Origin of the sequence: Leptospira fainei serovar Hurstbridge str. BUT 6, from assembly GCF_000306235.2 — a bacterium.
GTDB lineage: Bacteria > Spirochaetota > Leptospiria > Leptospirales > Leptospiraceae > Leptospira_B > Leptospira_B fainei.
In genome coordinates this window covers 1-24004 of record NZ_AKWZ02000009.1, presented here as the reverse complement: position 1 = coordinate 24004, position 24004 = coordinate 1, and the positions used below count along the sequence as shown (strand labels likewise).

Genomic DNA, 24004 nt, shown 5'->3' with positions numbered 1-24004 from the left:
AAATTCTCCTACGAATGCTCTTCGGTCGATTCGTCGTTGCTACAACGACTGCCGGATAAATCGGCCACTCGACGTTCGAGTTCTTCGGTTAATAATTTTGCGGCTCGTTTTAAAGGTTCCTTTGGGAATTCGGACGGAAATATCGGCTTTCCAATTTTATAAACTATCTTCGTTTTAAATACCTTGCCGCTTAAAAACGAATCCAATTTGGTCATTCTCCATGCTCCTTGAATTCCGGAAGGGATGATCGGCACACCCGCCTGGATCGCGATTTTTGCGGCTAAGGCCTTGAATTTACCGAGTTTCCCGTCTTCGGACCTCGTGCCCTCGGGATAAACGGATACCAATTCTCCTTTTGAAATAATATCCACCATATACTTTTCGAGATCTTCATAATATTTTGCGGCGGATTTAGAATCGGTTATATTATGCGCTCTTAAAATAGGAACTCCACCCCAATTTATCAACGTTTTTCCCTGGTAACCGCCGATCGTATTCAATGTCGCATGAAGTCCGGTTTTTATTAGGCTTAGAGGAAAATTATCGAACGCCGGGTTCTTTAGCAGTTCTATCATGGATTCTTGAGGATGAAAGAGTTCGTATTTTCCCAGGTAAATGATCTTCCTTGTAACCGAAGTTCCTTGGACGATCACATCAAGATTATCCGTATGATTCGAAACAATCACTCCTCCGCCGGTCGCGGGGATATTTTCAACTCCTTGTACTTCTACGTCGTAGATCAAGTGAAGAAAACCTTTTAAAAAAAGTCTGGCGTATTCCCTCGGAATAAGAAATAAACTCTCTAATTCTCCTAATTGCGGCGCGGCTTCGTCCATGAAAATCCTGTCTATGCTTAATTCAAACTTTGGAATGTTGTAAACAATCTTAGAGAAGATCGTAAAGCGAAGTTAACGACTGTTCACTTTGCGATCTTACTTTGATTCATGCTACTCCCATGCGTACATTACATCAACTTAGATTTTCCTTTTGTTCGGGCAATTATGCGACGTTTCAGCGGTTAATCTACCATTCGTTCGGAATCAATTCGATGAGAGGAAATCTCGCGATTGAAAAACCTTTGCTGGGAGCGAGAGGTTTCTTATGCTGGTCGCATGGACTGGAAGACTTCGGTATTAAGCGGTGCGATCTTTAGTAATACTCCTTTGGAATTACTTCACGAAATAGGATTAAGTTCGATCTTAGGTCCGCTCTCGGTAATCTTCCATCACTTAGGGTCTACGGCTTTCTTCATGGCTTTGGTCTCGTTCATCTACTTATGCGTGGATCGCAAAGTGGGAATTCGAATGGCATTCGGATTGATGGTGGCCGGGGTTTTGAACGGAACTTGCAAAGCATTGTTGGAATTCCCTAGACCGACCGGTTTACCTTTTTCCAACGAGCTTGGTCTTTCGGAACCTTCTTTCGGATTTCCTTCCGGTCACGTTCAAACCGCGGTTGTTCTGTATGGCACGTTATTTTTGCATTTTAAAGTCGGATGGTTACGAGGAATTTTGCCGGCATTCATTTTGCTTATGCCTATCGCTCGGATGTATGCCGGCCTACATTTTTTAGGAGACGTGATCGGCGGCTTTATATTAGGCCTTTTGCTTCTTATCGGATTGGAATTTTGGTTCAAGAGGAATCCTGACCTACTTGAGGCAAAATTTTCGGACGGCAAGGAACTTCCGCCTAACCGTCTTAAATCTTATGTGATTTTAATCATCGCGATGACGATACCGAGCGTTCTCTTAATGGAAGGATCTAGGGTGGATCAATCGTATCATTCATGGGAAGTGGTCGTCTCTTCTGCGGGAGCCTTAGCAGGATTCGGAATCGGGATCGTTTCTAATCGCTCTACCGGCATAGACTGGAATGCAGGCGATAATTGGATGTCTTTTCTGGTGAGAATCGGAATCACCCTGCTCGGCATTTTAGTATTTTTCATTTTCTTGGGAGAACTCCTCAAAGTTCTTTTGCCGGAAAATCCGGTTGCCAGATACGTAAGGTATGGGATCGTATGCTACTATATTAGCCACGTTTCTCCCTTTCTTTTAAAGAGGATCAAAGGAGGAATTTACTTACTTTAACGAATGTCCCGACTATCGGATACCTTGAAAGTTTTTCCGGAAGCGATTAGCCGCCTCCGCACTTCGGGGTTCTTACGCTCCTTTTTTTCGGTAGGCGGTTCCAAGGTCCTTGCATCCCTCTTAAATTTCGTATTTATGGTCTACTCGGTTCGAATACTGAGTAAAAATGAAAACGGTATTTTCCAATACTATTCCGGCTTTTTGCCGATTTTGCTTGCTGTCGCTGAGTTCGGATTACCGACCGCACTGGTCAAATATCTTTCCCCGTTAACCGAAGATAAGAAAAGAATCGGCATATTATTAGCCTCCTCCTTGTGGATTAAATGGGGCGCATTTGCCGCGTTAACCGTCATCTCGGGAGCGGCGGCAATTCTATTGCATGAAAACGCATTAGTGGTTTTTTTGCTCGTATTCGGAAGTTTTGTCCTTTCGTTTAATACGTATTTCGAAAGTATTTTCGTGTCTTTCGGACAGTATCAGTCTCTCTCTCTCTGGTATCCGCTCCCGAATCTTTTTAGATTAACGATATTGTATTTTGCCGATCAGTTTACGGATCGAGCATTAAATAATCTAGATATACTTGGAATTTTCACCGCTGCGCCTGCCCTGACTATCATACTCTTCTTTTTTCTATTTCCCAGAGAAAAGCTAAACTGGGTTGGTGAGAAAGAGGAGATACGGATTCAGACAGGCGAGCTGGCCTCCTTTAACAGATACGCTTTTTTGGCGTCCTTGTTTGCGATCGTGTCGGACAGGATGGAACTGTTCTTTCTGAATCGGTATCATTCCAACGAAGCCGTCGCATCTTACGGAACCGCTTTGCAACCTTTCAGTGGATTTGTGATTCTTTTTTCGGTTCTTAACTCGATGATTTATCCGAAACTTTCCAGGTTGACCGAAAACGGTGAGTTCGCAAAATTTCTCGGCAAATCGATTCTAATGGCAAGCGGATTGGCTTTGCTTCTCGGACCTTGGGTCTTGCTTTCGGATTGGGTATTCGCGGCATTATTTTCAGGAAAGTATCCGGAGTCGGTCCCCGTCTTTCAGCTATTGTATCCGAATTATCTTTTACAATTGGTCTTTTCACCGCTGGGAATGGCACTTTTCGCTTTGGGACAACCGAGAATGTTGGCTCTTCTCGCTCTAGTTAGATTGGTTTCCGGTTTAATATTGGATAATTTATTAATTCCTGAATACGGACCTATGGGAGCTGCCAGCGCGTTCTTTTTGGGGCAGATTCCCTCCTGGCTTCTTTTAAGCGGATATTTTTTGGCCTATTACCGGCCTTCGAGTAAGTGAACACTCTAAAGTATATTCAATTTTTATCTTGTAGTTTGCTCGTAATTTCATGGACCAATACGAGAGCGGATTCCTATCCGAAATATCGACTGGACGATGCATCCTTATTGTCGGATGGAAATATTCGAGTTCGTTCCGTAGGGCGCTCGGCGCAAACTCAGGAAGATCTTCCTAAATATAGGACCGAGTCAGGTTTTTATACCTCCTTGTATTTATCCGGTAGGGGGTTTTCTCAAAAGGGAGGAGTTCAGTCGGACGCTGCCGGAAAGACATCAGTAAAAGGTTCGCTAAGTCCGGAATTCGGGTGGATCGGTAAATCGACGACCTGGGAAAGTCAGTTTCTCGTATCTCCTTATCTTACTTACATGGTAAAGGAAGATTCACAAACCAAAGTATATCGCCTAACAGATGGAGAGGCGATCGGATCTCTTTCCCTTCGACTCGGAGGAATCGCCTTTCGGGCGGAAGGTGGACGAGGGTTCCAGCGATTGGATAGTGCGGGCTTTCTTTTTGCGAGTATTGCCAATTATGCGGAATTCGGTTGGTCTGTCCTTTCCTGGAAAATACGCGGAAGCTTTACCGGGTTAGAATTTCAATCGCAGTTTTCTTATTTACCGAAAGATACGACTCAGTCTCCCCTTCAGGTAAAAGGCGGAGATTTTTTATGGGAGCCGGATCGTATCTTGAAATCTTTACGATTTTTCTATTACCAATATTCGGAACCTCGGCAGGAACCGGTTAGAGCGAGTTACTTTCAAACGGCAGAACCGTTTCGCGCTTACGGATTTTTTCGATATTCCGGAATCGAATGGGATTTTTTGAAATTTGGAGGAATTAAATTCGACGGCTCGGCCTTTCACTTGGAAGGAAGGCGAGAAAACGGGGCGGACATTTTTAATTCTTATAATACTCGCCAGGCGACGAACGCTTGGTTGGCAACTCTTTCGGGAACCCTTGAGTTGGAATCCTATTCCGTTTTTGCTAGAGCATTGTATTCGACAAAAGACCGTACGTTCAGAACGGACCATAATTCCAATGGGTTTGCCGGAATTAAAGGAGACCCAAGGGGCTTTTTGGCCCCGATCTCGATTTTACTATTACGGGACTTTCAAGCTAAGCAAGACTCTCCTTTTTACGGAATCGATTCGCTTCGGTCGCCGGTTTATGAAAATTCCGGAATGCAATATTATCAGACCGGGATTCGAAAGGAATTGGATGGGGGTTGGAGTGCGACCTTGGCTACCGGGATCGGAATTTCTTATATAGGTCGCGGTCTTGAGTTGATCGCGGCCGGAGGGTGGAAAGGGGAGCTCGGATACTTTTTGTTAGGGGCTGCTTACGCCTGGGTTAAACCCGGCCAAGACGAATCCTACATATTGGACGAGATTAGAAGACCGATCGCGATGCGTGAATATTTTCGATGGTACGCAAGCGCGGGATTAAGGTTTTAATTCTTAACTGAAACGGGAGCCTGCAATTTCTTAATGAAAGTAACTCGATTTCCTTTTCCGTTATATTCTAAAGAATCGACGTTCATTCTAACTAAAAAGATTCCTCGTCCGGATAGTTGGCTTGCATTAGGATCGTTTACCGGATCCGGGACTCGATCCGGATCGAAGCCTTCTCCCTTATCTTCCAAGATAACGGTTACTTGTTTATCGTCGTAATGCACTTCCACTTCGATCCACTCTTCCTTGGATTCGCATATACTGTCCACGTAGGAAAAGTAATCGTTTTCCTTGAACATCAACTCCTGTTTTTGATGGTAGGAAATTCTCGCACAACCGTGCTCTATCGCATTCCCGACCAATTCGTAAAGGGAAACTTTCAGCGAAAGAAGGTCATCGCTATGAAGTCCGGGTAAATGAGAAATGGACCGTAGAATTAAATGAACATATTGATTAAGGTTTCCTAATCTAGGAATTAATGCGAACTTTTGTTTCGATTCTCGAACTTGAAAAAATCGCTTGTCTACTAAATCTTTTCCCGCATAAAAAAGGTTTCGGAATCGAAGTAGGGAGTATCTGATCGCTTCCATTCGGAACGGTTTTAGAAAAAAATCCACTGCGCCCAATCGAAGAGCGTTGATGGAGATTTGAATATCCTGGTTTCCGGTAATGACTATAAAAGGGGTTTCTACTCCTTTTTCTCGGAGTTTAGTTATTAACTCTATTCCGTTCATCCGAGGAAGACGGATATCAGTAATGATAAGATCGAAAGCGTCCGAGTCGGCGACTTCAAGGGCTTGCTCCGCAGTTCCTGCAAGCGTGAGTTCATACTCGCTACCGAAGATTTCCTGGAATAGATCCCGGATAACCTCCTCATCATCTACGAAAAGGATTTTCATGGAAAGTTCCGAATCCAAAGAAAATCCCGAGACAGAGACTTAGTCAAGAATTTTGTCAATCTACGTTATCTAAGGCGTCCAAAGAATATAAAGATTTTATGCGAGCATCGAGTTCTTTTGCTTCATCTTTTCCGAAAACCACGATCCGATTCCCGGAAAACCGAAAGACGTAAAATTCATCCTTGGTATCCCGCATTAAGGCCTTTAGACCGGCAATAGAGTCCACTGTTTTATCATTTACGGACTCTAAGATCAGATCTTGGAATTCTTGATATGAACGATTCTTCTCATCGGGAAACGTTCTCGAAAGTAGGACGATTCTATTCTTTTCCGGATGAAGTTTTCGCGAAAAACTATCCGCTAAATAAACTAATTTTCGTTCCGCAGAAGATTTATATTTTTCTCCGAATTCTTTCAGGTAAGCGCGAGTGAGTTCCGTAAATAAAAGACCGCCGGAAATCAAATATCTAGGCGCTCCTTTGTCGATTCGTTCGGGTATCAGAAAGGAATCTTCACTGTATTGTTTCAGGCGATAAACGATTTCTCGTCGACGCCCATCTCGATATAAAACTAAATCCACGGAATCTCCTGCATTCAAGGCAGTTCCATGTCGCGTTAGAATAAGGTCGTAAAGACGCTGTTTATCTTTGGAAGCGACGGAAATTCCGTTGATTGATAGAATCGCGTCTCCAGGAAACAAATTATGCATCGGACCCACGCCTGGCAGGACTTCCGATACGACAACTCCCACGCTTCCTTTGGGGAAGTAGTAATTTTCCTCCGCCGGAGTCAGGCTCGTATCCGCCACAAACCCCGGGTGCGGGAACGGAGAAACGGACGAATATCGGTGAACGTAGAATCTTCGCAACAGATCCGAACCCGCATTCCAAAAACCGTCCGTAAAACCGCATACAACGCCGTGTGAGAAAAGAAATTTTCTAACGGATTCGCCCTCCTCACGTTTAACAATTTTGGTTAAAGGAAGTAAAGTCTTGGAATTGTCCAAACTTCCCCATTCCTGATTCGTAAAATACGAGCTACAGACTTTTGATCCGCGATGCAGGTGATCCAAATGAGAAATAGGAATTCTTTTTCTGGATCTGCCTATGTCTTCCGGAAGAACAAGAATTCCTAAACCGGTTTCCACATCCACCTTCTCAAAGTAGGCCTTGCGACCGGCGGATTCGTCCGGATGGAGTTCCGCAAAAAGAGGGATGTCCCCCGGTTTTAGAAGCGCTAATGCAGTATGTTCGTCGATCCTAATTGCGGGGATCCGTTTTTGGAAAGGGATTCCTTTTTGAAACGGATTATGATGAGAATATTTTCTAAAATGAACGAGAACCGAGAATTCACCTGTCGATCTCGCCTCGATTGCGAAGGCGTGGATGAAAAATAGAATTAGAAAACTATGAACGAATCGCGATACAAGGCGAAGTTTCATTTTTCCTCCTTGCTTCCGTCCGGACGCACATCGAACCGCTTCTTAACTCTCGCATCGATGGTTCGGATCGTTTTCGTATCCAATATCATGGGTAAACCCACGCCGCGAAATTTTAAAACGATCGTTCCGTCCGAGTATTTCTTCCATAATTCTTTAAAGTCGGCTAAATCCGCGGGAGTCTTTCCGTTGATCGATTCTAAAATTTTAAATCGATAGGATAGATATTTCGAATTTAAAGGATCGGGAAAAAGGGTGGTAAGAATCAGGTCCCGTTCCGTAAATCGAAAGAGCTCGTCCTGAATATAGTAACTATAATGATAACGTAATGCGGCTTCGATTCTTTGGCTTTCCTTACCGAACAAGGCCCGATTTACCGACTGGAACATTAGTCCTCCGCCTACGAAACTTTTGGAGTCCCTGTCTCGGTACATATCTAAAGATTTGGTTTTCTTTAATTGCGTGGGAACTTTGAAGTGTTTACCGTTTCGGTAAAAGAATAGAGTCAGAGTTTGTCCGATAAAATTCGGTTCTATCAAATCGACGACCGTCCTTCCGGTAAATTCCAAAAGGCCGCCTTCGTTATTCAAGAAAGCATCGTCTATTTTATATAAGAAATCGTCCTGCTTCAAAACCTCCGAAAAGGAAGAATCAGGATAGACTTTATTGATCAGTATCCCCTGCAAACCTGCGGGAACTTTTAAATATCGTTTTAAAGAATCCGAATTTCCGTTTTGAAACGTGAATCCCGCGTAAGGAAATCCGTCGTATGATCCGTCCTGAACGTCTCTTAAGAAGTGGAGAACGATTTCGGGAGGAATTAGATATGCGGTATTTCCCTGCAGTTGACTGACTTCGAACGTGATCCCCGCAACTTTGCCGTTTTGGATGGCCGGTCCGCCCGAATAACCCGGAAGGATATTTGCAGTAACTCGAACGACCTTCCTATAATCGAGGCCGGTAAACGAATATCGAAGCCTCTCGATTCGATTCACGATGCCGTTTTCGAGAGTAAGATTTTCGTCGCCCTCAGGATAGCCGAGCATTAATAAATTGCTTCCTAAAGAAGGGGATTCCTCCGCGATTTCCAGAGGCTCGATCCCCATAAAGAACTCGTCGTCTTCAACTTTCAAAAGAGCGAGATCGCAATCGAAGCCTAAAAATTCCACTTGGGCATCGTAGTATTTGCCACTATTATAATGTTTCACTTTCAAAAACTTCGATTCTGCGACAACATGTGCGTTCGTTAAAATTCTATTCCCTTGGATGATGAAACCGGAGCCCACGTCCTTGGATAAATCCTGGTCTCCGAACTCGAGGGGATCGGAGGGATCGGGATAACTGTCGCTTCGAACGATAACCACGCTACCGAACAGATTTTTAAGATCTTGGTTACTGTTCTGGGCGTTTTGCGTCGAAACGGATTCGGGAAGAAATAGAAGAGCCGAAAGGGCCAGATAGATTGCAGAATTTCGAATATTATTCATGGAATAGCTCGGCCTCGGACCAGACGATTTTATCTTTCTCGATGGATTGAATTTTGAGTTTCGCGAGAAAGCGTTCTCCTTCCTTTAGGCTTTGGGAAGGTTTATTATCTAACACTAGATTCCCGGAAAAATCCGCTTTGATTCGCACCCAAGAATACGGCGATTGAGGAAAGCAACTGGCCTGGAAAGAAAAGTAAATAGCTTTGTCCCAGTAAAAATCTCCGTCCTTACCCAGGAAAACTAACGGACAGGATGAATCAAAGAAAACCTCTTTTCCGTCGGGCGCGGGTCTATGAGCCGGACGTCTTGCTAAGCTTAAGAAATACTGCAGTCCTAAATTATCGGGTGGCTTTTCCGGGAGTCGGGTTCGTCTATTCGGTTTTTCTAAACGGCCAGGGGAGGAATTTACGGGAAGATCTTTGGACGAAAAGGATAAATCCCAATATACGACTTTACCGATTTTCACCGGACCTTTTACTCGAATCGAGTCGATCGAGTCGGGGTTGGAAACGGTCGCGCCTCCCGAATAAAAGAAGCCGTTCAGAATTTCATCCTGGCATTTGATCGAAAAATACTGTAGCCCTTCAAAGTCGAGAGTCCTTGATAATTTGCAAGGGCGGATATTAACATCCGGATGAGATTGGAACCATGCCTTCAGCGGCCGGGCATCCTTATCCTTCGAATATTTTTTCCAACCTTCCTTGAATTCGGGATCATCCAGATTGCCCGCTGAGGAACTGATTAATGGGCTGGTTTCCGCTAAAAGCGAGAAGTTATAGGATGGAAATCGATCCCAACCGACTGTCGGAACGATAAAAATCAAGAATAGATAGGTCGGAGTGACAAACGACTGGATAATTTTGCGCACCGGAAGATTCACTGCTATAGAGTATCGGCTCCGGAAAAACCGTATTTTACCGAACCGCTCCAGGAAGAAAAAAATCGCAGCATTTTTCTTCCTTATGTCGCGAATTTTTCTCTTTCCGAAAAAAAAGTTAAACTTTCGAGCGGGACTTAGGAATATGGTTAAAAGTAAGTTTAGAATACTTCGGATTCCATCGAATCGTTTTCGAATATTCTTCTTACTCTCTCGGACTTAAATAGGTTCGAATTCTATAACAAATAAACGGTAGTGTATCTTGTCCAATTGGAGCTTTTTAAAATCAGACCTGTCTGATCAGGACTTATTAATCGATTGTCGTTCCCAGGCGCAGTACCAGGAAGCAACTCTGAAGGGAGCGTACTATTTTCCTTTTGTAAAGAAGGCGTTCGCATCGGACCCCGAATCTTTTAAGAAGATGTTGGGACCCTTGGATGAAATTCTCGCTTTGGCAAAAAAAGAAGGGAAGTCCCGGATTGTAGTCTTCGACGAGGGAATGGGAATGTTCGCCGCTCGCTTAACTCTACTCCTAAGGTCGGCCGGCTTTGTGCATACCTATGTTTTGGATAAGCGCTGGCCTGTGGAAGGAGGAACCGAAAAAGGATCCAGAGAACTCGATTTTGGTCCTGCTTCCAAGATTCGTAAAGTGGAAGGAATCATCGATAAGGCCTTTCTAGAAAAAAACCTAACTCGACTTCAAATATTCGATACTCGTACTCCTGAGGAATATGAAGGCAAACTGCCCCGCCTTACTGCCCCGGAGCCAGGAAGCTTGTGCGGTCGTTTACCGGGCGCGTTTCTTTGGGATTGGAGAATGTTGTACGATCCTGCCGGCGATCTAATCGATAAAACCCTCTTTAATAAAAAACTTCGCGGCTTTCCGTTTATGCCGGAACGTACGACAGTTATTTACGATTATAACGGTGCAAGATCGTCTCTTTTGGCTTTGATGCTAAAAGAAGTCGGATACAATGATGTAAACGTTTATATCGGTTCTTGGTTTGAATGGAGAAAATCCAGCTTACCCAAGCAGGCTGTTAGTATTTATGGACAGGCCGGTGGAACCGGGGCTGCGCCTAGAGTCGGCGGAGTGGAACGAAAAAATTAAACATCCTTTTTTGTAGATTCGATCGAAAGACAGGGGGAGTAAGCGCGTATTCATCCGCGCTTTTAGTTTCCGTTATTCTGAAGATAGATTGTTAGAGATGTAAGTCTAACAGTTAACATGGCATTCATATCGCCCGATCTAAAAGACCGAAATATCGTTTTTTTTGACGGCGTGTGCAATCTTTGCAATGCGAGCGTTAATCTTCTCATTGATATCGATAGGAAAAAGAAGATGGTATTCGCGAGCCTTCAATCGGCTACCGCCCAATCTTTTCTAACGCCCGCCGAATCCGCCGAACTTTTAGGAAGGGGAGCGAGCATCGTCTTTTATACCAAAGGGAAGATTTTCCGAAAATCCAGGGCAATTTTGGAAATTCTACTATTGGTTGGGTTTCCCTGGAACCTCGGATATGCCGGAATTGCAATTCCGGCATTTATTCGAGACTGGTTCTACGATTTTGTGGCCAAACGTCGATATCGTTGGTTTGGAAAGTCTGATTCCTGCAGGGTAATTACGCCGGAATTGAAAGAACGGTTCTTAAATTAAGCCATTTTCAACTTCTTGATTCCTATTCTCGAATTAGATTCACCGAAAGATAGTGGACAATTATCTAATTTTTTACTATATTATGTCGCATAAACTGGATCCATAGAAGAAAATTCTCGAGAATCCATTTTACAGAGAGGATCGGTTCAAAAACCTGGAAATACTGCTTCCAATTTTAAAGAAGCAAATACCCATTTTTATTAAAAACTTTTAAAAATCCATTAAATAGAATGAAAATAGATAAAATCTTATCGAAAACATCCGATTTCAATTCAAAATTTAACCCAATTGTCCAATTGCAGGGGTTTGGGAAGAGAAAAATTCTTGTCCAAGGATTCCCGCAAGGCAGGATAGGTTGAACTTTCGGAAATTTTCTGCCGATCCTAGAAACAGTCTTCGTTTTTTAGGAAGATTTTTGGCAGTGCATAAAGGAAAGGACCAAATGAAAAGTAAAATCCGCCTAACAATTCTGGGGATCCTGACCCCACTCCTACTCGTTTTTGCGCTGAAATCTTTTGCGAATCCAAATTTAGAAGAAGTAAAAATCGATAACCAATACATCCAAACGTACCAAGGAAGAGAAGGGACTTGGATAGTAACCGGAAAAGTGAAAGACTCATTGGACGATTTATACCATAAATTTGGTACATCCGAATTAGAAGTTCGAGTTTTAAACGGAATTCATGACTCGGGAAAAATTCCCGCTTCGGAACCGGTTTTCTTTCCATACAATGCAAATTATACTCGGAACCTTCTCTTGGAAGATAAGGGACGGGAAATATTCACTTCCGATTCGCGAGAACTTATTTGGCCGCTAAGCTTCAAACATTCAAGAGTCACCTCTCGCTTGGGAAGACGTTGGAACGCTCTACATGCAGGAGTGGATATCGCTTGCCCGAACGGATCTATAGTCATCGCCGCAGCGGACGGATTGGTCGTTGATTCCAAGAGAGACGGCGGTTACGGCCTTCGAGTCGTGATCCAGCATCCTCAGATTAATGGAATCCAGACATTATACGCTCATAATTCTCTTTTGTTCGTAAAACAAGGAGATAAGGTAAAGAAGGGCCAGGTGCTCGCGCTTTCCGGTAATACGGGGCATACGACCGGACCTCATGTCCACTTCGAAGTGCGTTATCAAAATGTCGTTTTAAATCCTGAACATTACTTACCACCGTTCTTGGCGGACAGAGATTCTCAAGTCGCAATTGCCAAGGAAACGATTCAACAATAAGTTACTTGTCCGACACGTTTTGGTCTACAGAATTATTATCCTTTTTAGGCGGGGTCATAGATCGCGCAAAACCTCTTCGCGTTGTATTCGATTTTGATAATACGTTAGTGCGTAATGATTTCGGAGAAGCTGTTATGAATGAGCTTCTCCGACAAGGCCTTCCTTGGATCTCCGACATTCGCCCTTTTTTTCCGGAACCTGAGACCGCCGATCGTTTGGAAAAATTGCGTAAAACGGATCCTTCTACCTTTCAGAAAGAAGCCTGGGCAGTGTACGACACGATCCATGAAACGAAAGGGCTGGAAGTGGCTTATCGTTGGTCCACCTGGATTTTTTCGGGTCGTTCGAACCTGGAATTAAGAAAAACCGCACGGCAAATATGGGAGCAAAACCAAAGTTCCGAAACTAAGATTTCCGTAAAACCGTACCGAGCTCTCTACGAACTGACTCTTGCATTGCAAAGCATAAATACGGATATTTGGATCGTGACTGCTTCACCGGAAGGGGTCATCCGAGAAGTTTCCGGTCGCTGGAATATCCCGGAAAATCGGGTTTTAGGCGTAGAGCTTGCGGAGCAAGAAGGAGTTCTTTCTCATCAGGTCGTGGAACCGTTTACGTACGGAGCCGGGAAGGTTCGGAAAATTATGAAAGCTACGAACGGTGAGGGATACGATATATCCTTCGGCGACACCGAAAACGATTTTGCATTATTGGAAAATTCGAAATTACGGGGAATTTTTCTGGATCGGGGAAAAGGGAAAATTCCCCCTGTCGGATCATTAATCCAATCGATCCTAGACTGGCCCGTACTATAATAAGATCCTGATACGATGCGCAATTATCTCAATATGCAAAATCACTCATATAAAGCGCGGAGCGAGTGATTATCGGAAGAATTCTCATTCGGCAGAAAACTAATGCGTCCAATAATCACGCATTAATTCCTCGGACCAGCGAGGCTGAACTACGTTTTGCCTCGGCAGATATTCTTTAAAAACGGGTTTAATATCGATGACCGGTGTGCCATCAATGGCATCCAAAGATTTTACGAAAATCTTTCTTCCGTCAATACGTAGTAATTCGACGATGGTTGCACCGATGCGGTTGGGACGAGCCTTCTTTCGCTGCGCAAAAATTCCGATCTTCGGCCAATCCGGATTTTCCCTCGGGCGCTCCGATTTATAAACGATCGTATTCGGATCCACTTTATCAAAAATATAGAATACTTCGATATGCGAGAAGTCCTTCAATCCTTCCAGACTCTCTACCGGAATCTCATGACTTAATTCGATGTAGGATTCCTCCTTGTCCCAATCGTCGTCGATCACCTCGGAGCGACTGCAATGGACCGTGCCGATGGGAAGAATCTTAAATTCGCTCATCTTTTTTTGAGATAATCGGGCATCGGAGGTAGCGTATTCTCCGTCCAAACCCAATCTCCAATGACCGATATGATCGGAGAAGGTTCTCCTTGTAAAATTCTTAATAAAGCAATCTTTAGGTCCTTCGGTTCGGTAAATCGATAAGGAATAGAGGGAAAATTCTTCAGGAAAGTTTCCTTTTCCTTTTTCTGAATATAATCGATGAAAAAGTCGGAAAATTTTTTACCCGAACTTTTTTGCTCTTCGATCAGTTTTTGCAAATCCGGATGAGAAGTCGATTTCGCGAGTCTCTGGAGTATGATTCCGATTCCTCTTGCACTTTGGCTTAAAAATGTCCCGGCTCGAATTGCTTTTCGGGAGGCGGGTTTTTCTAAAGTCCATTCCTCCATTTTCTTTTTTATGAAAGCTAAAGAACCGTAATATGTAAGTAAATAAGGTAAATAGTAGAATGCGGAGTATCCGATTGTCAAACGTGGGGATAATTTCTTTTCCAATTCCAGCATCGGATCGAAGCAAAACTTCAATCCGGATTCGATGTCTTCGTCGGGTGTTTCGGAAGCTGGGTATCCTAATTTTCCCCGAGCGGGCGTATAAACTAAAATATCCACGGGATCTTCCATTTTTAGAGCTTCGATTATTTTAGAAACGGCTTCGTCCGGTTCCTCTAGTTGAATTTGTTTTAACGTTCTATCCGCGCCTTCCACATCTTTGTCACCGGAAGTTGTCGCGATGATTCTCCAGTTTCGACCCGAGATTGTTCGGTCTTCTGTCAATCCTTGAATGGCGCTTTGCCCCGCAGCGCCTGAGCCGCCCACGATCAATGCAATGGATTCGGACATTTGTCCTCCCGGACGGTCGAATCGAAATCGACCTTGAAAATATGCGCTCCAGAGTATTCAGTCTGGTAAGGAAATTCCAGGAAAAAAGTTAAGATATCGCTGAAAATCGTCCGGTAGGGTAGAGGTTACGGAGTTGTCGATTCCTTCTTCCGTTTTGAATTTTAGAAGATAAGAATGAAGTAAAGAACGGTTTGGGATCGGAACCGATTTTTTTATTCTGAAATCGTTCGGTATATAAACAGTCTCGCCTAAAATAGGAAATCCTGCTTGTGCGATTTGAAACCGAATTTGGTGTCTCCGTCCGGTTATCAGGGTCGCCTCGAGAATAGAAATATTCTCCGCTACGTTAGTTGATAAAATCTTAAAATCGGTTATGGCTTTCTTTCCACCTGATCGAACGGCTGTTACACGACCTTTCCCATCCTTCAAGAAACATTCTTCGCGAAACGATTTCTCTCTCGGAATTCCATTAACGATGCACAGATATTTTTTTTCCGCCTGGGACAGGATCTCATCGGCGTCCTTATTTTTTTCCGGATCGGTGCAAAATACGACTAAGCCGGTCGTATCCAAATCCAATCGGTTAACGAGTCGGAGATAAGGGAGTTTCTCCTGCGCTTGGACTAGATCGGCAAAGTTCTTTCGATGCGGATCCAGTGTCGCATGAACGGGAAGGCCGGCGGGCTTCTCGGCGATCAGCAGAAAACTTCCTCGATAATAAATTTTTAAGTTTTGCATCGGCTTGGCAGAAGGAATCGATCTCGAAGGATTTGATTTTTCCGGGAACGTCATGCAAATCCGAGGATAGGAAATCCTATCTTCTTGTAAACCTGTCCTGTTTTTATGGAAATTAGATTGACACACTTTCCGTTATATTGGATGAAAAAGGTATGAACCAGGCCGATGCGGAAGAATTAGACGGAAAAGATCTCGTCTCCAGTGAACATATTACGGAAGTCGTAAAAGAAAACCTTAAATTAATCCGCCATACTAAAGGCCTCTCGCTGGATAAATTGGCCTCACGTTGTGGGGTTAGCCGAGCCATGCTATCCCAAATCGAACAAGGTAAGAGCGTTCCGACTATAGCGGTTCTTTGGAAAATTGCGAACGGTTTGAATGTGCCGTTTAGCGAACTGTTAAAAGAAAAGGGAACCGATGGGGTACTTGTTTTAAAGGCTGAAAATACGAAGATTTTATATTCTAGTTCGAAAGTTTTCTCGAGTAGGGCTCTGTTTCCTTTCTTGGGCGGAAGAAGAACCGAATTTTACGAATTGGTTTTGAAACCGGGAGGAATCGAGGTCGCAGAACCTCACCAAGCCGGAACTACGGAGAATCTCGTAGTCGTTTCTGGGAAATTAAGACTCCGAGTCGCGGACAAAGTAGTGGAGCTGGATACGAAAGATTCGGTGTTCTTTAGAGCAGACGTTCCTCATGAGTATATCAATCCGACGGATAACGAAACGTTGATGTATCTAGTCATGGATTATAGGGACGAGGTTTCCTGAATTCGGTGCGGATCCTTGAGATCTAAAATTTTAGCGTTATTCGCGATTATCATCGTCTGTTCGGATTTGTTCGCACAATCCGATGTCGAAACTAAACCTTCTTCTTCAGGATATTTTGGAGTCGATCGGTATGAAGAGCAGATTTCTTGTCACAAGGAAGATTGCATTCAATATACGCTTGATGACCTGAACGAGAAAGGAGGGAAGTCCGAGCTGAAGCGACTTCTTTCCGAAAACGTCGGTAAGATTTTCGTCGATACCATGTCGAAACGGTTGAAGCTGGGGGACGACGGCCTGGAAGATATTAGAGATTTCTTATTAGAAATCTCTAAAAGGGACGGCCGCGTTGCCGTCGAGAAACTGCATATTGCCACCCGCGGATTGGAAATACCGGAACCGCCTCTTCTCAAAGATGTCGGATTTGTGGGATGGAATGTCTTTAAACGAGTCTATCGCGGAATTTATTATAGACCTACCACCAACTATAACGCGAAAGTTTTATACAACCCGACTACAGGGAATATCGCGATGGTTTTCATCGTGCATAAAAGATACGGCGATATTTGCGAGACCGTATTTGCGTCGTGCAACGAAATCGAATATTTGGACGAGGATACTTTCGATCTTCAATTATCCACGGCTATTAAGGAATCCAAAGAGAAGGGCCTTCCAGTACGGGTGAATTTCAGACAAGTCGAAGCGACTCTACCTGAAACAAGATTGGAATGGGACAATTTAAAGAATATGGGTCGGTCTGCTAGAATGTACAAATGGCTGGCTGCGGCAAAAGATAGGGATGTAAAACCGGTTGTGAAATCCAGATTTCTCCCATTGCAAGCTGCATTAACGATTATTGATTATTCTCTTTCCGTTTACGATTGGGTAGGAAAATACGTGATGTATAAACCGGCTTCCAACACGAACGCCGAAGTCTTATATACGGAAAAAATAAATCCGGACGGGAAGATATCTCGGACTCTACACTCGGTCGTCTTTGCTCCTATTCCAAAAGCGTCCGAGTGAGCCATAGAATCGACTCTTATTTCTATTCTCCTTTACTTTCTGAAAGGGCATAATAAAATCCCTCCGCCTTTCCCCATGGATCAGCGGAAGGATTTTATTATGCTCGAAACGTTTCTTCTTTTAGATAAAAAAGATAAACGTTAGTAGAATAAAAGTGGGGATCAGCAGCGCCAAGGAATAAAGAACATATCCGCCGAAGCTGGGCATCTTGATATTGTTTTCCTCTGCGACCGATTTGACCATAAAATTCGGAGCGTTACCTATATAAGTTAAGGCTCCCATAAATACGGCTCCGACCGAGATCGCTTTCAGCAAAGATTCGCCGAATGGATCGGCCAGAATCTGATGTATATCCGAGAATCCTAATAAACCTTTTGCTAAAGAAACGAAAGTAAGATAAGTCGGCGCATTATCCAAGACTCCGGAAAATAGCCCGGTTACCCAAAAGAAGTGCCAAGGTTTCGTCACGCCTAACTCTTTTCCATGATGCTCCAACAGAAGGAGCGCCGGAATCATGGTAAGAAAAATTCCGATGAACAGATAAGCGACCTCTTGGATTGGTTGCAGAGTGAATTTGTTTCTTTCCCGTAATTTCGGATCGGACGTGAATTTGGAAGCAAGAATGAGTAAAATTAGGACCGCCTCTCTGAAGAATCCTAGATAATGATTTCCTTTGATAGCCGGAATATAATGGTCATTGATATAAGCGACGGATAGAACGACGCCTAAAAGCCAAATCAAGTTTACTTGGCCTTCCAATCCGATCGGTTCCTTGTTCCTAATATCTCGTTGAATATCTTTCTTGGTCTCTTTTCCGTGCATTACCGTGTCCCAGATGAAGTAGATCACGAGTAGAATGATGGTGGCGATAAGCATTTCAGGAAATAAGCCGAAAGTCCAGGTAAAGGGAACTCCTTGTAGATATCCTAAAAAGAGAGGCGGATCTCCTAAAGGAGTCAGCGATCCTCCTATATTCGAAACCAAGAAGATAAAGAAAATCACAGTGTGGACGACATGCTTTCTTTCCGAATTCGTCTTTAAGATCGGGCGAATCATCAACATCGATGCTCCGGTCGTTCCGATAAACGAAGAAAGGAAAGTTCCTACGATTAAAAAGATAGTATTGTTGATAGGAGTCGCTTCGATATCCCCTTTTAAAACGATTCCTCCTGAAATATAAAAAAGCGATGCGAGTAAAATGATAAACGGGATATAATCGAATACCATTGTATGATATATTTTTTCACCGCAGTTATAAGCCAGAAGAACTCCGAACGAAACGCCTCCTAATGCCAGAGCGAGTAGGAGTTTATTATTATTATTTTCCCACCAATGTGCCGTCGAATGCGAAATCAACGGTAAGAGCGCTATACTTAAGAGGATAAGGATAAACGGGATGACCGACCAAAATGGCAAGTCGCCTCCTAAGCTTTCGTGGTGAGAGGCGGGATTCGAGTCATGGTGCTCTATAGCGGATTCCGGTGTAGTCGGTGCCGATTCTGTTTGAGCGATACTCTCGCCGGATTTCCCAGCTGGAGAATTCTCAGCCCCAAGAGTCAAAGGTAGCAGCAGCGCAAAGATTAAGATGGAATTAAGGATTTTGTTTCTCATCGTTCCTGTCATTTCCGAAGATTTTTGGTCAGGTTATAGGTCGGAAGAATCCCTTTCAAAGGAAAAACCCATTTAGCGTCGTTTTTTCGAAGGGTTTTTGGATTGCGGAATTCGATACTAATCCAAAGGTTTCCTCAGACTAGCGTGGAAATAGGTGTTTTTTCTATCAGATTCGGCGTAAAACGACCGTCTTATATTATAGAGACCTTTTTAAACGACTTTGCACAATGACTCATTTCGGTAAGAATAATAACTATTGCCTCACTCCAGATGAGATCGAAATGCGGCTTAAGTCCGTTTCTATTCAGCCTACGATGCAAAGAATTTCAATTTGCCAGTACGTACTTTGTGAGGCGGATCATCCGACTGCGGAAGAAGTTAAGGAATGGGTGGATAGTCGCTCATTTAAGATGAGCTTGGCTACCGTCTATAATACTTTGAATGTGCTTGTCTCCGCAGGTCTTCTTCGTGAATTTAAATTTTCCTGTTTAGGAAAATCCGTCTATGACAGCAACATAGACGATCACTACCATTTTTTTGACGAGACCACTGGTAAATTTCACGATGTAGATACATCCTTGCTCAGCCTCGAATCTCATTTACCGTCGGAATTCAAAGTGAATAAAGTAGATATTCTCTTTTCGGGTACGATGGATCCTGTCAAGAGCGAATCAATTTCTACAGATTAATCGCTTCTCCCGATCCTTGAGCTGCGGCTTCCATAAGCGCTTCTGAAAGAGTCGGATGAGCATGAATTCTCCCAGCGATTTCTTTTAAGGTCAATTCCGACCCGATTCCCAAGTTGATCTCACCTAATAATTCAGTTACGTTCGGACCGATTAGGTGGGCTCCTAATATTTCTCCGGACTTCTTATCGGCTACTAATTTCACTAAGCCTTCCGTGTCTCCTAATGCTTGGGCACGACCGCTGACTCGAAATGGAAATTTTCCAACCACAATTTCGAACCCTGCATTCTTGGCTTCTTCTTCCTTGTAACCGACGGACGCTACTTCCGGATGACAGTATGTGCAGGCAGGGATTTTATCGTAATCGATGGGTTCGTAGACAAGATTGTGAGGGTTTCCCTTTGCGATCGATATCGCCTCCGCAGCTTTGACTCCTTCCATTGAAGCTACATGCGCGAGCAGGGGAGCTCCTATACAGTCTCCGATTCCATATATATTCTCGACTTTGCTTTTATATTTGGTATCTACTTTTATGAATCCTTTTTGAAGAAAGACGCCGACTTCTTCCAAAAATAACCCTTCCGTATTCGGAACGACTCCGATCGCGACTAATACTTTTGCAAATTCCAATCTTTCTCCCGTTGCGGGAAGTCCTTCTCCTTTTAATAAAAGGGATACTCCGTTCGATTCCAGTTTCGGCTCGGTGACTCCGACATTAGTAAGTATTTTAATGCCGCGCTTTGCGAAGGATCGGTTCAGCAAGTTTGAAATTTCAGAATCTTCTAAAGGGAGAATTCTATCCTGCAGCTCGATAAGAGTGATATCCGTTCCCATCGTTGAATAAAAGTCGGCAAACTCGGCTCCTATAGCTCCGGCGCCTATAATTGCGAGAGATTTGGGCGCGGCTTCTTGGATCATTGCATGCTTGCTGGATAAAACTCTTTCACCGTCGAAGGGTAAACCGGGAAGTTCTCGGGGGCGTGCACCCGTAGCAATTATAAAAAATTCGGAATGAATTTCTTCTTTTGAGGAATCAGGCAGCCAAATCGTATTATTGTCCTTGAAGACTGCGCTTCCTTTCTTTACGGAAATTTTATTTTTCTTCATGAGAAAGTCGACACCGTTTGCCATCGTATCGGCAACTCCGCGCGAACGTTTGATCACTGCAGGAAAATCGGGAGCGGCTTCAGCGACTTTTAGGCCGAAGGTTTCCGCTTTTCGTATCGATTGGAGAAGGTGGGCGGACTCTAACAATGCTTTCGTGGGAATGCATCCCCAATTCAAGCAAATACCGCCGAGTCTTTCTTTTTCAACGAGGCAGACATTCAATCCCAGTTGAGCAGCTCTGATTGCGGCAACATAACCGCCCGGACCACCGCCAATAACGGTTACGTCAAAATTTTCGGCCATCTGCTTCCTCCAGATTCTAAGATCGCAAATAGAAAGTTCAATGGGAAGAAATTTTTCGAGCTGGCCCCGCCGGTACAAACCGGAGACATCGGTAACAGAATAGACCTGTGACATAGGTAACACTGAAATTTAGGCAAATGGAGGAAAATCCTTTGCCGTGGAAAGAGGTGTTCCCTATGGACGAGAAAGTAAAATTCATTGCCGCAGTATGCGACGGAACGGTTTCCATAAGTTCTCTTTGTGAAACATTTGGAATAAGTAGAAAGACGGGATACAAGTGGCTTGAACGGTATCGCAAGGAAGGCCCTGAAGGTCTTTTGGAGAGAAGTAGGGTTCCGCACACAAACCCGAACCGAGTAGGTTTTGCGGAAGAGCGGTTGATTCTTGCAGTTCGTAAGCAACACCCTACTTGGGGACCTCGCAAATTGCTTGTAATACTTGAGGGAAGTCATCCGGAAATTATTTGGCCTGCAGCGAGCACGATCGGCAGTATTCTTAAGAAAAGAGGTTTAGTAAAGCCCCGTAAGAAGAGAGGGGCATGGTTCGTTTTTCGGAACCTTTCCGAGGTTATGATCATCCGAATGCGGTTTGGTGTGCTGATTTCAAAGGTGATTTTAAAATGCGAGACGGAATCCGTTGTTATCCCTTAACAATATCCGACGGTTACAGTCGGTTTCTTCTAAGTTGCAAAGGGCTATCAGGCACAAGGACTTACGAACAAAGAAGGAATTTGAGAAGTGTTTTCGAGAATACGGCCTTCCGAATGCGATTAGAACGGATAATGGAATTCCGTTTGCTGCCGGGTCGGGAATTTCCCTATTATCAATGTGGTGGATCAAATTAGGTATTTTTCCGGAAAGGATTCATCCGGGAAAACCACAAGAGAACGGAAGGCATGAAAGAATGCATAGGACTTTGAAGGCAGAAGCGGTTTATCCGATTCGTTCTAATATGAGACAGCAGCAAAAGGCATTCGATCGTTTTAGAGCGGAATATAACCATGATCGTCCCCATGAGGCGTTAGGTCAGAAGCCGCCTGCGAAGATCTATAAACCTTCCCTAAGATCCTATCCGAATCGTCTATCCGAGATATTTTATCCAGATCATTTTGAAATTCGTAAAGTCGATGACGGTAATTTTTATTGGAAAAATCAAAGATTCTTTATTACGAAGAGTTTAGGTGGAGAGAATATCGGCCTTGAACCTGTCGACGACGGTATATGGGCCATTTATTTCAGCTTTGTGAAAATAGGTTATTTGAATGAGAACACAAAGAAAATATCTAGGACTTTGAAAGTGTAACCCATGTCTCCGGTCTAAAGTGTTACCTATGTTCCAGGACGTACACACCCTTATTGGGTGGGGGCCGGTCGGTGGTACCCGCTCCGAAGCCCCTCGTTAGCACAATCCCGCTTTTTTGGAAACCCTTTTTCTTAGCGAGTTTGTGTTGGAGCTCCTACAGTCTTTTTTGAGGCCTTGTTGACAGTTCGGATAATTCGTGATAAATAACTTTGCTTCGAGAAACCGCCTCCATCCCCCACGAGCCTGTTGAAAAAGGGATGCAATTTTAGGGAACTTGCTAGATTTACGGAATGGCAAAGTTCAAGAATACGGATCCGAATCAGCTTAGAATGTACGTTTTAGACTTCAAGGAATTGTTCGGGGAAGAACATCCGATTCACGGTTTTAAGAAAGTCATTGATCGGTTAGATTTCGAAGATTTCGAAAAGAATTACCAGAATGATGAGACTGGAAGACCTGCAATTTCACCGAAGAAAGTTATTTCGGCTCTTTTTTATTCCATTTTAATCGGCAATATCTCGATGCGGGAACTCTGTAGGATATCCAAACTCAGAGCTGAATTGATCTATCTTCTGGATGGAGAAGAGCTGGATCATAGTTTTATCTCAAAGTTCAGAAAGACTCACAGAACTGAAATCGAAGATCTATTTTCTCAAACGGTATTTCTCGGTTACGAAAGCGGTTATATAGATTTTGAAACCGTTTCCATAGATGGCACTAAGATAAAGGCGAATGCGAATCCCGATGATATAGGGGACCTGGAAAAATTCGAGCTTAGACTTGAACAAATCGAAAAGGTAAGTAAGGTCAAATTTCAAGAATGGGAAAAGTCTGCCGATATGGATCGTTCTCAAATTCGAGACAAAAGAAAGAATTAGAACTAAAGGCAGAAAAGCTTCAGGATGCGGTAAAATTCCTAAAAAAGCACAAAGACCGTCGTAGAGTCCATCTCTATGAGAGAGATTGCGATCTACAGAAAAAAGGAAACGTATTCCTGGTAGGTTACAATGCTCAAGCGGCGGTCGATTGCAAATCCAACCATGATCATTTCTCACAGTGTGGAAACGGAACAATCCGATACTAAGTTTGCGGAGAAAATGATTCGAAAAGTCGAATCTTGCTACGAATTCTTAAGATCGGAAAAACAAGATTTAAATAGAATTCAATATGTCTTAGATGCCGGTTATGCAAGCGAAAGTAATTTCCAGAGATTAAAAGACTTCGATCTTTATTGTCCCGATCAAAAAGTAACAAGGTTATTCCAAGCAGGGAAGATCCCAAAAGTTACCGATTTCTCCAAACGAAGGCCTCCGTTCATCAAATTTATCTATGAAAAGAAAGCCAACAACTTCGTCTGTCCATCGGGCAGAACACTTAAATTCCGATCCGAAAAGTATCTTCATGGACAATACAGTTATTCGGATTACAGATCGACGGGTTGCAACGGCTGTAAGTTGAAACATTTCTGCACAAAAGGTCGATCTAAATCCATTTTGGTGAATTCTAATAACTTGAGAAGAAACTACATTCATTTAAGTCCAAGTAAAAACTACCATCCGAGCGAGCTGAATAATTTCTACACGATGGAAATGCGCAAAAAGTTACAAAACCCGAAATCGAGAAAAATTTATGCCAAACGGTTTTCTTCGATTGAAGGCGTCTTTGGTGCAATGAAAGGATCTCGTGCAGGAAATAGATTCATGACAAAAGGATTGGAAAAAGTTTCTCTTGAATGGTCCGAAAGATGCTCCGCTCACAACATAGGAAAAATTTGCGGATTTCGGTATATTTAAACGATCTGCTACGGCAGTCCCTTCTT

Annotated in this window: 22 protein-coding genes and 1 pseudogene; 13 read left to right on the top strand and 10 right to left on the bottom strand. The window is 43.5% G+C overall.

Annotation, left to right across the window (positions count from 1 at the left end):
* Window positions 1–8: 8 nt before the first annotated feature.
* Window positions 9–836 carry a lysophospholipid acyltransferase family protein gene (locus LEP1GSC058_RS08460; RefSeq protein WP_016549216.1) on the bottom strand — a complete coding sequence of 276 codons (828 nt, stop codon included), beginning with the start codon at window positions 834–836 and terminating at the stop codon, window positions 9–11.
* Between the two features lie 276 nt (window positions 837–1112).
* Here LEP1GSC058_RS08460 and LEP1GSC058_RS08455 point away from each other — a divergent pair, with 276 nt between their 5' ends.
* From LEP1GSC058_RS08455 to LEP1GSC058_RS08445, 3 genes are read left to right on the top strand one after another with little or no spacing between them, the layout of a single operon-like run.
* Window positions 1113–2087 carry a phosphatase PAP2 family protein gene (locus LEP1GSC058_RS08455; protein WP_039948238.1) on the top strand — a complete coding sequence of 325 codons (975 nt, stop codon included), beginning with the start codon at window positions 1113–1115 and terminating at the stop codon, window positions 2085–2087.
* 3 nt (window positions 2088–2090) lie between these two features.
* Window positions 2091–3386 carry an oligosaccharide flippase family protein gene (locus LEP1GSC058_RS08450; protein WP_039948220.1) on the top strand — a complete coding sequence of 432 codons (1296 nt, stop codon included), beginning with the start codon at window positions 2091–2093 and terminating at the stop codon, window positions 3384–3386.
* Entirely contained in the window at window positions 3383–4837 is a 1455-nt protein-coding gene (locus LEP1GSC058_RS08445) for a hypothetical protein (RefSeq protein WP_232224651.1), read from the top strand. The genes LEP1GSC058_RS08450 and LEP1GSC058_RS08445 overlap by 4 nt, the downstream gene beginning before the upstream one ends.
* On the opposite strand, the gene LEP1GSC058_RS08440 is transcribed toward LEP1GSC058_RS08445, so the two are convergent.
* Genes LEP1GSC058_RS08440 through LEP1GSC058_RS08425 form a run of 4 tightly spaced genes read right to left on the bottom strand, consistent with a single transcriptional unit; the run spans window position 4834 to window position 9538 of the window.
* Window positions 4834–5733, bottom strand: a complete 900-nt coding sequence (locus tag LEP1GSC058_RS08440; protein ID WP_039948237.1) for an ATP-binding response regulator — start codon at window positions 5731–5733, stop codon at window positions 4834–4836. The two genes, LEP1GSC058_RS08445 and LEP1GSC058_RS08440, sit on opposite strands and share 4 nt — an antisense overlap.
* Before the next feature lie 55 nt (window positions 5734–5788).
* Window positions 5789–7174 (bottom strand): PDZ domain-containing protein, encoded by a 1386-nt coding sequence (locus tag LEP1GSC058_RS08435; protein ID WP_016549290.1) that lies wholly within the window; start codon window positions 7172–7174, stop codon window positions 5789–5791.
* A complete protein-coding gene (locus LEP1GSC058_RS08430) occupies window positions 7171–8658 on the bottom strand; it encodes a S1C family serine protease (RefSeq protein WP_016549246.1) in 1488 nt (495 codons plus the stop codon). Before LEP1GSC058_RS08430 ends, LEP1GSC058_RS08435 begins: the two co-directional genes overlap by 4 nt.
* Complete coding sequence (locus tag LEP1GSC058_RS08425) at window positions 8651–9538, bottom strand: LIC11113 family protein (RefSeq protein ID WP_016549212.1); 888 nt, start codon at window positions 9536–9538, stop codon at window positions 8651–8653. The genes LEP1GSC058_RS08430 and LEP1GSC058_RS08425 overlap by 8 nt, the downstream gene beginning before the upstream one ends.
* A gap of 259 nt (window positions 9539–9797) precedes the next feature.
* Between LEP1GSC058_RS08425 and LEP1GSC058_RS08420 the strand changes: the two genes are divergently transcribed.
* The 4 genes from LEP1GSC058_RS08420 (at window position 9798) to LEP1GSC058_RS08405 (ending at window position 13241) form a co-directional block, all read left to right on the top strand.
* Entirely contained in the window at window positions 9798–10646 is an 849-nt protein-coding gene (locus tag LEP1GSC058_RS08420; protein WP_016549250.1) for a sulfurtransferase, read from the top strand.
* Between the two features lie 117 nt (window positions 10647–10763).
* Window positions 10764–11192 carry a thiol-disulfide oxidoreductase DCC family protein gene (locus LEP1GSC058_RS08415; RefSeq protein ID WP_051133782.1) on the top strand — a complete coding sequence of 143 codons (429 nt, stop codon included), beginning with the start codon at window positions 10764–10766 and terminating at the stop codon, window positions 11190–11192.
* Window positions 11193–11607: 415 nt separating this feature from the next.
* The gene (locus LEP1GSC058_RS08410) at window positions 11608–12426 is read left to right on the top strand and encodes a M23 family metallopeptidase (RefSeq protein ID WP_051133784.1); all 819 of its coding nucleotides are present in this window, start codon (window positions 11608–11610) and stop codon (window positions 12424–12426) included.
* A 5-nt stretch (window positions 12427–12431) separates the two neighbouring features.
* Window positions 12432–13241, top strand: a complete 810-nt coding sequence (locus LEP1GSC058_RS08405; RefSeq protein WP_016549230.1) for an HAD family hydrolase — start codon at window positions 12432–12434, stop codon at window positions 13239–13241.
* A gap of 99 nt (window positions 13242–13340) precedes the next feature.
* Here the strand turns inward: LEP1GSC058_RS08405 and tsaA are convergent, their stop codons facing one another.
* From tsaA to LEP1GSC058_RS08390, 3 genes are read right to left on the bottom strand one after another with little or no spacing between them, the layout of a single operon-like run.
* On the bottom strand, window positions 13341–13808 hold the full coding sequence (tsaA, locus tag LEP1GSC058_RS08400; protein WP_016549286.1) for a tRNA (N6-threonylcarbamoyladenosine(37)-N6)-methyltransferase TrmO: 468 nt from the start codon (window positions 13806–13808) through the stop codon (window positions 13341–13343).
* Window positions 13805–14647 (bottom strand): Rossmann-fold NAD(P)-binding domain-containing protein, encoded by an 843-nt coding sequence (locus LEP1GSC058_RS08395; protein WP_016549217.1) that lies wholly within the window; start codon window positions 14645–14647, stop codon window positions 13805–13807. The genes tsaA and LEP1GSC058_RS08395 overlap by 4 nt, the downstream gene beginning before the upstream one ends.
* A gap of 57 nt (window positions 14648–14704) precedes the next feature.
* Complete coding sequence (locus tag LEP1GSC058_RS08390) at window positions 14705–15439, bottom strand: RluA family pseudouridine synthase (RefSeq protein ID WP_016549301.1); 735 nt, start codon at window positions 15437–15439, stop codon at window positions 14705–14707.
* A gap of 98 nt (window positions 15440–15537) precedes the next feature.
* On the opposite strand from LEP1GSC058_RS08390, the gene LEP1GSC058_RS08385 reads away from it, so the two are divergent.
* Both LEP1GSC058_RS08385 and LEP1GSC058_RS08380 read left to right on the top strand, forming a co-directional pair.
* Window positions 15538–16152, top strand: a complete 615-nt coding sequence (locus tag LEP1GSC058_RS08385) for a helix-turn-helix domain-containing protein (RefSeq protein ID WP_010411335.1) — start codon at window positions 15538–15540, stop codon at window positions 16150–16152.
* Window positions 16153–16167: 15 nt separating this feature from the next.
* A complete protein-coding gene (locus tag LEP1GSC058_RS08380; protein ID WP_016549228.1) occupies window positions 16168–17175 on the top strand; it encodes a hypothetical protein in 1008 nt (335 codons plus the stop codon).
* 120 nt (window positions 17176–17295) lie between these two features.
* Here the strand turns inward: LEP1GSC058_RS08380 and LEP1GSC058_RS08375 are convergent, their stop codons facing one another.
* Window positions 17296–18786 carry a sodium:proton antiporter gene (locus tag LEP1GSC058_RS08375; RefSeq protein ID WP_016549309.1) on the bottom strand — a complete coding sequence of 497 codons (1491 nt, stop codon included), beginning with the start codon at window positions 18784–18786 and terminating at the stop codon, window positions 17296–17298.
* 227 nt (window positions 18787–19013) lie between these two features.
* On the opposite strand from LEP1GSC058_RS08375, the gene perRB reads away from it, so the two are divergent.
* Window positions 19014–19475, top strand: a complete 462-nt coding sequence (gene perRB, locus LEP1GSC058_RS08370; protein ID WP_016549229.1) for a peroxide-responsive transcriptional repressor PerRB — start codon at window positions 19014–19016, stop codon at window positions 19473–19475.
* On the opposite strand, the gene lpdA is transcribed toward perRB, so the two are convergent.
* Window positions 19465–20883, bottom strand: a complete 1419-nt coding sequence (gene lpdA, locus LEP1GSC058_RS08365) for a dihydrolipoyl dehydrogenase (protein ID WP_016549283.1) — start codon at window positions 20881–20883, stop codon at window positions 19465–19467. The genes perRB and lpdA overlap by 11 nt on opposite strands.
* Window positions 20884–21035: 152 nt before the next feature.
* On the opposite strand from lpdA, the pseudogene LEP1GSC058_RS20595 reads away from it, so the two are divergent.
* The 3 genes and pseudogenes from LEP1GSC058_RS20595 to LEP1GSC058_RS20495 all read left to right on the top strand — a co-directional run bounded on the left by LEP1GSC058_RS20595 (window position 21036) and on the right by LEP1GSC058_RS20495 (window position 23978).
* Window positions 21036–22185, top strand: a pseudogene (locus LEP1GSC058_RS20595) (IS481 family transposase).
* 290 nt (window positions 22186–22475) lie between these two features.
* On the top strand, window positions 22476–23063 hold the full coding sequence (locus LEP1GSC058_RS20500; RefSeq protein WP_016549279.1) for a transposase: 588 nt from the start codon (window positions 22476–22478) through the stop codon (window positions 23061–23063).
* Window positions 23064–23225: 162 nt separating this feature from the next.
* Entirely contained in the window at window positions 23226–23978 is a 753-nt protein-coding gene (locus LEP1GSC058_RS20495; RefSeq protein WP_016547490.1) for a transposase, read from the top strand.
* Window positions 23979–24004: the final 26 nt, after the last annotated feature.

Coding starts and splice junctions, on each gene's coding strand:
- LEP1GSC058_RS08390 (WP_016549301.1), bottom strand. CDS start 15,439: ATGACGTTCCCGGAAAAATCAAATCCTTCGAGATCGATTCCTTCTGCC.
- LEP1GSC058_RS08450 (WP_039948220.1), top strand. CDS start 2,091: ATGTCCCGACTATCGGATACCTTGAAAGTTTTTCCGGAAGCGATTAGC.
- LEP1GSC058_RS08385 (WP_010411335.1), top strand. CDS start 15,538: ATGAACCAGGCCGATGCGGAAGAATTAGACGGAAAAGATCTCGTCTCC.
- LEP1GSC058_RS08395 (WP_016549217.1), bottom strand. CDS start 14,647: ATGTCCGAATCCATTGCATTGATCGTGGGCGGCTCAGGCGCTGCGGGG.
- perRB (WP_016549229.1), top strand. CDS start 19,014: ATGACTCATTTCGGTAAGAATAATAACTATTGCCTCACTCCAGATGAG.
- LEP1GSC058_RS20495 (WP_016547490.1), top strand. CDS start 23,226: ATGATCATTTCTCACAGTGTGGAAACGGAACAATCCGATACTAAGTTT.
- LEP1GSC058_RS08440 (WP_039948237.1), bottom strand. CDS start 5,733: ATGAAAATCCTTTTCGTAGATGATGAGGAGGTTATCCGGGATCTATTC.
- LEP1GSC058_RS08435 (WP_016549290.1), bottom strand. CDS start 7,174: ATGAAACTTCGCCTTGTATCGCGATTCGTTCATAGTTTTCTAATTCTA.
- LEP1GSC058_RS08415 (WP_051133782.1), top strand. CDS start 10,764: ATGGCATTCATATCGCCCGATCTAAAAGACCGAAATATCGTTTTTTTT.
- tsaA (WP_016549286.1), bottom strand. CDS start 13,808: ATGAGCGAATTTAAGATTCTTCCCATCGGCACGGTCCATTGCAGTCGC.
- LEP1GSC058_RS08375 (WP_016549309.1), bottom strand. CDS start 18,786: ATGAGAAACAAAATCCTTAATTCCATCTTAATCTTTGCGCTGCTGCTA.
- lpdA (WP_016549283.1), bottom strand. CDS start 20,883: ATGGCCGAAAATTTTGACGTAACCGTTATTGGCGGTGGTCCGGGCGGT.
- LEP1GSC058_RS20500 (WP_016549279.1), top strand. CDS start 22,476: ATGGCAAAGTTCAAGAATACGGATCCGAATCAGCTTAGAATGTACGTT.
- LEP1GSC058_RS08460 (WP_016549216.1), bottom strand. CDS start 836: ATGGACGAAGCCGCGCCGCAATTAGGAGAATTAGAGAGTTTATTTCTT.
- LEP1GSC058_RS08430 (WP_016549246.1), bottom strand. CDS start 8,658: ATGAATAATATTCGAAATTCTGCAATCTATCTGGCCCTTTCGGCTCTT.
- LEP1GSC058_RS08455 (WP_039948238.1), top strand. CDS start 1,113: ATGGACTGGAAGACTTCGGTATTAAGCGGTGCGATCTTTAGTAATACT.